At 33.0% G+C, this 9,708-nt stretch carries 11 protein-coding genes; 8 read left to right on the forward strand and 3 right to left on the reverse strand.

Annotated features, from left to right (window positions below; all coding sequences use genetic code 11):
* Nucleotides 1–60 precede the first annotated feature (60 nt).
* Nucleotides 61–819 (reverse strand): hypothetical protein, encoded by a 759-nt coding sequence (locus ACVCXO_RS00720; protein WP_452227681.1) that lies wholly within the window; start codon nt 817–819, stop codon nt 61–63.
* Nucleotides 820–1,031: 212 nt separating this feature from the next.
* Here ACVCXO_RS00720 and miaB point away from each other — a divergent pair, with 212 nt between their 5' ends.
* The 8 genes from miaB to groL all read left to right on the forward strand — a co-directional run bounded on the left by miaB (nt 1,032) and on the right by groL (nt 8,205).
* Nucleotides 1,032–2,480, forward strand: coding sequence for a tRNA (N6-isopentenyl adenosine(37)-C2)-methylthiotransferase MiaB (gene miaB / locus ACVCXO_RS00725; RefSeq protein ID WP_452227682.1), 1,449 nt, complete (start codon nt 1,032–1,034; stop codon nt 2,478–2,480).
* A gap of 112 nt (nt 2,481–2,592) precedes the next feature.
* A complete protein-coding gene (locus tag ACVCXO_RS00730; RefSeq protein ID WP_452227683.1) occupies nt 2,593–3,852 on the forward strand; it encodes a sigma-54 interaction domain-containing protein in 1,260 nt (419 codons plus the stop codon).
* 58 nt (nt 3,853–3,910) lie between these two features.
* Nucleotides 3,911–4,108 carry a hypothetical protein gene (locus tag ACVCXO_RS00735; protein ID WP_452227684.1) on the forward strand — a complete coding sequence of 66 codons (198 nt, stop codon included), beginning with the start codon at nt 3,911–3,913 and terminating at the stop codon, nt 4,106–4,108.
* Nucleotides 4,109–4,156: 48 nt separating this feature from the next.
* On the forward strand, nt 4,157–4,663 hold the full coding sequence (locus ACVCXO_RS00740; RefSeq protein ID WP_452227685.1) for an LptE family protein: 507 nt from the start codon (nt 4,157–4,159) through the stop codon (nt 4,661–4,663).
* Nucleotides 4,664–4,727: 64 nt separating this feature from the next.
* Nucleotides 4,728–5,654, forward strand: coding sequence for a hypothetical protein (locus tag ACVCXO_RS00745; RefSeq protein ID WP_452227686.1), 927 nt, complete (start codon nt 4,728–4,730; stop codon nt 5,652–5,654).
* 4 nt (nt 5,655–5,658) lie between these two features.
* A complete protein-coding gene (secG, locus tag ACVCXO_RS00750; RefSeq protein WP_452227687.1) occupies nt 5,659–5,988 on the forward strand; it encodes a preprotein translocase subunit SecG in 330 nt (109 codons plus the stop codon).
* A gap of 185 nt (nt 5,989–6,173) precedes the next feature.
* A complete protein-coding gene (locus ACVCXO_RS00755) occupies nt 6,174–6,452 on the forward strand; it encodes a co-chaperone GroES (RefSeq protein WP_452227688.1) in 279 nt (92 codons plus the stop codon).
* 118 nt (nt 6,453–6,570) lie between these two features.
* On the forward strand, nt 6,571–8,205 hold the full coding sequence (gene groL / locus ACVCXO_RS00760; RefSeq protein ID WP_452227689.1) for a chaperonin GroEL: 1,635 nt from the start codon (nt 6,571–6,573) through the stop codon (nt 8,203–8,205).
* Nucleotides 8,206–8,481: 276 nt separating this feature from the next.
* Here the strand turns inward: groL and ACVCXO_RS00765 are convergent, their stop codons facing one another.
* Nucleotides 8,482–9,039, reverse strand: coding sequence for a porin family protein (locus ACVCXO_RS00765; protein ID WP_452227690.1), 558 nt, complete (start codon nt 9,037–9,039; stop codon nt 8,482–8,484).
* Between the two features lie 183 nt (nt 9,040–9,222).
* Nucleotides 9,223–9,564 (reverse strand): ribose-5-phosphate isomerase, encoded by a 342-nt coding sequence (locus ACVCXO_RS00770; RefSeq protein ID WP_452227691.1) that lies wholly within the window; start codon nt 9,562–9,564, stop codon nt 9,223–9,225.
* Nucleotides 9,565–9,708 lie beyond the last annotated feature (144 nt).

The following is a 9,708-nucleotide window of genomic DNA, read 5'->3' on the forward strand; positions in this document are numbered from 1 at the left end:
ATAAAATTAGACATAAAAAAAGCCTGAATTAACAGGCTTTCTCACAATATAAACTATATTTTAAATATTTTCAATTTGCTTATTTTCTTCTTCAGAATCAAAACCAATAGACTCCTTATATATATAGTACGCAGGAATATATGCAAAAGATGCGGTTACAAAAACACCAACAAAACACATAATCATACCTACTATAGATGCTAGAATAGAACTTACAAGGATAAGTCCAAAAGAAATTAGCCATTTTTTATTTCCTAAAGCAAAACCAGATTTTATAATCTCAGAAACAGATTGCTCCGGATTAAAAGCAAAAATCACATTCATTAACGTCACTGGAACTATCACATAAAACAATGGTAAATAGCATAAAATTGTTGCCACAAAAGAGATTCCGAAAGCGGCAAGTGATAATTTCACCAATTTACCTAAATATGGTTTTTTCAAATAAAAGAAATAATCATCTGAACCTATTTCATTTAAATCTTTCATTTTACAAATTCTGTAAAAACTAGCACGCATACCAAAACCTATTACAGTTGCTACGATACAGAAAACTATTAATATCAAGAAAAAAGGTATCATTAGCATAAAGCTAGCATCTCCTCCTGACCCAAAAGAATTTGGATCCATCATTCCTGCTCCAAGTAAAGGCAAGTACATAAGTAAATAAAAAGGAAGTATTATTAACATCGTTAACAACATCATTACCAGCCCTTGTACCCAAACTTTCTTAAAAAGTTCTATACTTTTATTAAAAATATCGCCAAAATCTAATTGTTTAGCATGTTGCACTCTTTTTTCAAATTCTTGAAATGTCATTATTTAGTATTTTTGATTAGTGCTTCAAAAGTAGGAAATTATTAACAAACCCTTTAAAAATTTACACACTGTCACTTTGTCACTGTATTTAAAATAATTGTACCTTTGCATACTTATTGACCAAGATTATAAATAATGAAATTTCTGCTGAAGTTTATCTGAAGCAAAGTAGAAAGACAAAAAGTAAGTTACCTGCATTAGCAGGCATTAATATGGAAAAGACTATAGACGAAAACAAACAAGGAGAAAACCTTGTTATAGAAAATAAAGAAGGAAACAAACGCAAGCTTTTTATTGAAAGTTACGGTTGCGCTATGAATTTTAGTGATAGTGAAATTGTAGCTTCTATTCTATCTAATCAAGGATTTAACACCACGCAAAACCTAGAAGATGCCGATTTAGTTTTGGTAAACACCTGTTCTATCCGTGATAAAGCAGAACAAACGGTTAGAAAACGTTTAGAAAAATACAATAAAGTTAAAAGAACAGTAAACCCTAATATGAAGGTTGGTGTTTTGGGTTGTATGGCCGAACGTTTAAAAAGTAAGTTTCTAGAAGAAGAAAAAATTGTAGACCTTGTTGTTGGTCCAGATGCTTATAAAGATTTACCAAACCTACTTGCAGAAGTAGATGATGGTAGAGATGCTATAAACGTGATCTTATCTAAAGAAGAAACGTATGGCGATATTTCTCCTGTACGTTTAAATTCTAACGGAGTTACCGCTTTTGTTTCTATTACACGTGGTTGTGATAATATGTGTACTTTTTGTGTCGTTCCTTTTACAAGAGGAAGAGAAAGAAGCCGTGATCACCAGAGTATTATTGAAGAAGTAAATGACCTTTGGAGCAGAGGTTATAAAGAAATTACTTTATTAGGACAGAATGTAGATAGCTACCTTTGGTATGGTGGAGGTTTAAAAAAGGATTTTGTTAAGGCGACAGACATGCAAAAAGCAACTGCTGTAAATTTCGCGAAGCTTTTAGAATTATGTGCACAAGCACAACCAAAAATGCGAATTCGTTTTTCTACTTCTAATCCGCAAGACATGACGTTAGATGTTGTGGAAACGATGTCTAAATACGAAAACATTTGCAACTACATTCATTTACCTGTTCAAAGTGGGAGCGACAGGATTTTAAAGGAAATGAACAGACAACATACGCGTCAAGAGTATATGGATCTTATAGATAATATTAAACGAATTCTTCCAGAATGCACGATTAGCCAAGATATGATAACTGGTTTCCCTACAGAAACAGAAGAAGATCACCAAGACACTTTAAGCTTAATGCAACATGTAAGATATGCTTTTGGTTATATGTTTGCGTATTCGGAAAGACCAGGAACTATGGCTGAACGTAAATTGGAAGATGATATACCTTTAGAAGTTAAGAAAAGACGTTTACAAGAAGTTATCGATTTACAATTAGCACATAGTTTAGAGAAAACACAATCTTTTATGGGTAAAACAGTAGAAGTTTTAATTGAAAAAGAAGCTAGAAAAGGAGATCAAGATTGGTCTGGAAGAACCGATCAAAACCTACTTTGTGTGTTCCCAAAAGAAAATTATAAAGTTGGTGAGTTTGTAAACGTAAAGATTACTCGAGTTACTAAAACCACTTTAATTGGTGAACCTTTAGGTTTGAGCGCTAATAATTAATAAACTCTTTCCTTTTTTTTAAGGGAAAGAGTCTTCAATTCGGCAAAAAAAATTAAAGACGGAAGAATATAAATATTAAATAAAAGATCCCTGCCTTCGCAGGAAGTAAAATATGGAGTCTATTCAATCAATAAAACAACGTTTCGGTATCATTGGTAACGACCCAACACTAAATCGTGCCATTGAAAAAGCCATACAAGTAGCACCAACAGATATTTCGGTTTTAGTAACTGGAGAATCTGGAGTTGGTAAAGAGAGCATTCCTAAAATAATACATTCGCTTTCCCACAGAAAGCATGGTAAATATATTGCTGTAAACTGTGGTGCTATTCCAGAAGGAACTATAGACTCCGAGCTTTTCGGACATGAAAAAGGCGCTTTTACAGGAGCAACAGCAACTAGAAATGGGTATTTTGAAGTCGCAGATGGTGGAACCATCTTTTTAGATGAAGTTGGAGAACTACCATTAACCACACAAGTACGTTTACTTCGTGTTCTTGAAAATGGAGAATTCCTAAAAGTAGGTTCTAGTAAAGTTCAAAAAACAGATGTACGTATTGTGGCTGCAACAAACGTAAATATGTTTGATGCTATAAAAAAAGAAAAATTTAGAGAAGATTTATATTACCGATTAAGTACGGTAGAAATTCATCTTCCTGCACTTCGTGAACGTAAAGAAGACATACATTTATTGTTTAGAAAATTTGCTAGTGACTTTGCATTGAAATACAAAATGCCAACCATTAAATTAACAGACGATGCGATACCAGTATTATTAAAATTTAGATGGTCTGGAAACATTAGGCAATTAAGAAATGTAGCAGAACAAGTTTCGGTATTAGAACAAAACAGAACTATCGATGCTGTAAAACTGCAAGAATATTTACCAACAGGAAGCACGAACCTACCTGCTGTAATTAAAAACACCAAAGCAGATAGTGACTTTAGTAATGAGCGTGAAATTTTGTACAAGGTTTTATTTGATATGAAAGCCGATTTAAACGATCTTAAAAAACTTACCATGGAACTCATGAAAAATGGTAACGATGCAGAAGTTCAAGAAAAAAACGAAGGCTTAATACAGAAAATATATGGAGATGAAGAAGATGCCGATTTTGAAGATGCTAAAGAAGATTTAAAATTATTATCTATTCCGCAAAACGCAAACCCAGAAACGCTCCAAGACGCTACAGATAAATATCACTTTGCAGAAGAAATTGAGGAAGAAGAAACACTTTCCTTACACGATAAAGAATTAGAGTTAATTAAGAAGTCTTTAGAACGTCACCAAGGAAAACGCAAGTTAGCAGCAGCAGAGCTTGGCATTAGTGAGCGTACTTTATACCGAAAGATTAAGCAATTTGATTTGTAACAAAACTTTATGAAAATCAAAGTTTTAAAAAGTTATTTTTGAGGTAATTTTAGAAGAAATGAAAGCAGTAGAAATATTTTTAATAAGAAAAACGTTTAGTCGTAATAGTTCGGAAGCAATAAGGCAAGAAGCAGAAGACCTTATAAACGAGAAACATTACGAAGGCTATAGACTTATTAATGCAGATTTTGACGTAGCAGATAATGCTGGTTACATTTACGCCTACATCACTATGAAAAAACCTAACACCTATTAATAACATTAATTATTATCTGAACCGGTTTCAGTATCTCATTCCAAATAAATGAAAAACATAAAACACCTTTTTCTTTTACTAATAGCAACCACTTTTTTTACCTGTGGGCCATATTCTTTTACAGGAGCATCTATTGCATCTAATGTAAAAACATTTCAGGTAAATTATTTTCAAAATAATGCTATTCTAGTAGAACCAGGTTTAAATAGAGATTTCACCATCGCTTTACAAGATTTAATAACCAATCAAACTAATTTAAGTTTAGTAAACTCTAATGCCGATTTGGTTTACGAAGGCGAAATTGTAGAATATAGAATTTCACCAACTACAGCAACATCCGCAAATACTGCCGCGCAAAACCGTTTAACTATTGGTATAAATGTGCGCTTTTTCAATAAGAAAAACGAAGAAGACGATTTTGAACAACGCTTCTCTTTCTATTATGATTATGGAGGAAGTGAGCAACTTGTAGGGTCGATAAAAACGACGGCTTTCGAAGAGATTTTTGAACGTTTAACACAAGATATTTTTAATGCTTCACTAGCAAAGTGGTAGTAAAAAGTATACCGTAAGCAGTCGCAATTTTCAATAAAAAAAATAATTAAATTTGGCTTAGCCAATGAATAATACAGACTTCACCTATTTATTACAACATCCTCAAAAAGTTACGGCTTTGCAAACCGAAGCCTTAAAAACGGTTGTGGATGCTTTTCCCTATTGTCAATCTGCAAGAGCTATTTACTTAAAAGGTTTAAAGAATAAAGAAAGTTTCAACTATAATCAAGAACTTAAAAAAACGGCAAGCTATACTACAGATAGAAGTATTCTGTTCGATTATATTACTTCGAAAAAGTTTCTTCAAAATAAAATATCGCAACACATAAAACAAAATAGCGAACATGTCAAAGATATCACGGTAGATGTAGAAGACATTTCGGTAAACAAAAACGTGACGATTGATGATGCTTTAAGGCAGCAAATAAAAGATACCACTGGCGTTTTAGATCCAGAGTTATTTCAACCAAAAATAGAACGTTCCAAAATTGCAAACTTTAGTTTAGATATTTCTAAAAAGGTGGAAGATACAGAAGAAAGTATCCCTTCAGAAACCATTTCTGCAAACCAAATTTTAAACATTGGTAAGCCATTAGAGTTTGAAAACACAGAAACACATTCGTTTAACGAATGGTTAAAACTAGCAAACTTCACTCCTATTCAACGCGAAGAAGAACAGGAAACATCAGAAGAAATAAAAACAAAAAGAGAGAAAAAGTTTGATCTTATAGAAAAATTTATAACAAAAAACCCAAAGCTAAAACCAAAGAAAACAGCTAAAGCAAATATCAATATTGCCGAAGCCCAAATGATACAGCCAGAGGCACTAATGACAGAAACTTTGGCGCGTATTTATGTAGAACAAAAAAATTACAAAAAGGCATTACAATCTTATAAAATATTAAGTTTGAAATATCCAGAAAAAAGTGGTTTCTTTGCAGACCAAATTAAGGCAGTAAAACAATTACAAGAACAAAATAATAAAGAATAACAACATGTTTACAGTATTTTTAATCTTAATAGTAGTGGTAGCATTTTTGCTAGTTGTAGTAATAATGGTACAAAACCCAAAAGGAGGCGGATTATCATCATCATTTGGTGGTGGAGGAACGCAACAGTTAGGTGGTGTTCAAAAAACAACCGACTTTTTAGACAAAAGCACATGGACGCTTGCAACTATTTTAATTGTATTAATTTTAGTTTCTAACGTTGCAATTAACAGCGGTACAACAACTACAGAATCTAAAGCTTTAGATACTGACAATATTGTACAACCAGTAGAAGTACCAACTGCTCCTGCACAAACAGAAGATACTCCTGAGTAATCATCTGTTTTAAAAAATATTCAAGATGCCAACTTTTAAAAGTTGGCATTTTTTTTTGTCCAAAATCTACTTTTCAAGTTTATAATTTTAAGACATTCGGCAACTTTGTCAGTCCTACTCTATTGGCACATTTTTAGCTTCCTATAAAAGCATAAAAACTATTATAAATAAATAAAACATATACCATGAGTAAAGTAAACATCAAACCACTTGCAGATCGCGTTTTAGTAGAACCACTTCCTGCAGAAACACAGACAGCATCTGGTTTATTTATTCCAGATTCAGCTCAAGAAAAACAACACAAAGGTACCGTTATAGCAATAGGTACAGGTAAAAAAGATGAACCTCTTACGGTAAAAGTTGGAGATACTGTTCTTTACGGAAAATATTCTGGAAACGAATTAAAATTAGATGGTCACGACTATTTAATGATGCGTGAAGAAGATATCATGGCGATCATATAAATAGCTTTTGGTTTTTGGCTGTTAGCCTTTAGCCAGTTACAATTAAAAATTTATTAAAAACAGATAAACCTTTTAGTTAAAAGCCAAGTGCTAATAGCTAATAGTTAAAAACATTAAGATGGCAAAAGACATAAAATTTGATATTGATGCACGCGACGGTTTAAAACGTGGTGTAGATGCATTAGCAAACGCAGTAAAAGTAACACTTGGTCCTAAAGGACGTAACGTAATTATTAGTAGAAGCTTTGGTGCTCCTCAAGTAACTAAAGATGGTGTAACCGTTGCAAAAGAGATCGAGTTAGAAGATCCTCTTGAAAATATGGGAGCGCAAATGGTAAAAGAAGTTGCAAGTAAAACAAATGACCTTGCAGGTGATGGTACTACTACAGCAACTGTTCTTGCACAAGCAATTGTAAAAGAAGGTTTAAAAAATGTTGCTGCTGGCGCAAATCCTATGGATTTAAAACGTGGTATTGACAAAGCAGTAGCTGCAATAGTTGAAGACTTAGAAAAACAAACGCAAAAAGTTGGAAACTCTTCCGATAAAATAAAACAAGTAGCATCTATTTCTGCAAATAACGATGACGTTATTGGAGATTTAATCGCTATGGCTTTTGGTAAAGTTGGTAAAGAAGGTGTTATTACTGTAGAAGAAGCTAAAGGAACAGATACGTACGTAGATGTTGTAGAAGGTATGCAGTTTGATAGAGGTTATTTATCTCCTTATTTTGTTACAGATAGTGACAAAATGATTACCGATTTAGAAAATCCTTACATTTTATTGTATGATAAAAAAGTATCTACAATGAAGGATTTACTTCCTATTTTAGAACCTGTAGCGCAATCTGGAAAACCATTATTAATTATTGCAGAAGATGTAGATGGTGAAGCACTTGCAACTTTAGTAGTAAACAAATTACGTGGTTCTCTAAAAATTGCCGCTGTAAAAGCACCAGGATTTGGTGACAGACGTAAAGCAATGTTAGAAGATATCGCAATCTTAACTGGTGGTACTGTAATTTCTGAAGAAAGAGGATTTACTTTAGAACATGCTACTTTAGATATGTTAGGTACTGCAGAACGTATTACTATTGATAAAGACAACACGACTGTTATTAATGGTGCTGGAGAAAAGAGCATGATTAAAAATAGAGTGAATCAAATCAAATCGCAAATTGAATCTACAACTAGTGATTATGATAAAGAAAAACTACAAGAGCGTTTAGCGAAACTTGCTGGTGGAGTTGCCGTACTTTATGTTGGTGCTGCTAGTGAGGTAGAAATGAAAGAAAAGAAAGACAGAGTAGATGATGCTTTACATGCTACACGTGCTGCAGTAGAAGAAGGTATTGTTGCTGGTGGTGGTGTTGCTCTTGTTCGTGCTAAAAAAGTATTAGAAAATATTACTACAGAAAACTTAGACGAAACTACAGGAGTTCAAATTGTAAACAGAGCTATTGAAGCTCCTTTACGTACCATCATTGAAAATGCTGGTGGTGAAGGAAGTGTTGTTCTAAACAAAGTGTTAGAAGGTAAAAAAGACTTTGGTTACGATGCTAAAACAGACACGTACGTAGATATGCTGAAAGCAGGAATTATCGATCCTAAAAAAGTAACTAGAATTGCATTAGAAAATGCTGCTTCTGTTGCCGGAATGATTTTAACTACAGAATGTGCTTTAATTGATATTAAAGAAGATGCTCCAGGTGGTATGCCAGGAGGAATGGGTGGCGGTATGCCAGGAATGATGTAGCAGCGAGTCGCTGCTGACAGGTCATGCACTCTTATGCATAATAAGAAGAGCACTTCTGTTCATCATCGATCCATGCAAATTAAAAAAAAACGCTTCTAGATGTTTCTAGGAGCGTTTTTTGATTTTAAAAGATACATGTATTTTTAATTCTCAGAAGTCCAACGATCTAAGTTTACACTTAATAACTGGTAGTATTAATAAGAAAGAACAAAAGACTAAAAATCAAAAACCGAAGTCAATAGACTTCGGTTTTAAAATATAGAAAATTATTACGCATTAAAAGAAGTAGCCAATGGAAAATTGAAACACACTATTTTTAATTTCATTTGTTGTTTTACTGTGATTACCTGTAACCGAGAACTCTGTTAATCCTAAATTATATCGCATTCCAAAATTAAGTCCATTATCTAGTTTATAACCTAGACCAAAATTCACACCAAAATCAATATTGTTATCCCGGTTTTTTAATTTTTCACCTCCTTCTCTTGCATTGAGCAAAAATCCAATTTGCGGTCCAGCTTCTAGACTTATTCGTTTTGCTACATAGTATTTTGCCATTAACGGAACATTTAAATAATGTAAATCAATTATTCCTCCATCGCTAAATCCTTGTCCAGAATACATTAATTCAGGTTGTAAAGAGAATTTTTCTGAAATGAATATTTCCGCCATACCTCCAAAATGAAAAGCCGTTATAGGTTCTAGCTGAGAACTTTCAACTCCAGTTACCGAAGCAAAGTTCAAACCTCCTTTAACTCCAAATTTAACGTCTTGTGCGTTAACATGTGCTAATCCTAAAATAGAGATAGCAGTGACTAGTAATAGTTTTTTCATGGTTTTAAGTTTTTATGATATAAATTAAATGATTTTTGCATCTATAGAACTATAGTTTACAATAGTATTAACATTTTAACCGTTATTAACAGAATAATTTCTTAAACAATATTTAATGCAACCTAACACCATCATATAAAACGACTTAAGCTTGTTTTTTTTTCAAAATCACGCGATTAAACTTCAATTAAACCAAACCGCATACTTCTGTCTGCGCAATTCTAAAGCTAGCGTTTCTTCCATTTTTAAAGCTTCTGCTCTAGTTGTAATTGGATCGATGTGATTGTATAAACTCGGACGAAGATAAAGTCCGTATTTCTCAACAATGTTAGAAGACAACTTATGTCCTTTCTTATTTCTATGTCCTGTTTTATGTTGCAGAAAACGTTCTTTAGGCGTTTTGCTCGTCATACCAACATACAAGCATTGCAAAACGCCATTAAATTGCGGATTTGCATTTCTAAACTTGGTGTTTTCAGTAAACACCCGTTTCGATAATTCGATAACATAAATTCTGTACGGCATATGGTAAAAATAAAAAAGCCTGAATATTAATTCAGGCTTTTTTACTATTTTCTTATTCTCTTGTTATTCTCTCGTTATTCTTTATGATCGTCTTTCACTTCTTCATCGCGATACTCACAACAAGGATGCACCGTTGCATACGCT

Source organism: Lacinutrix sp. MEBiC02404 (assembly GCF_053601575.1).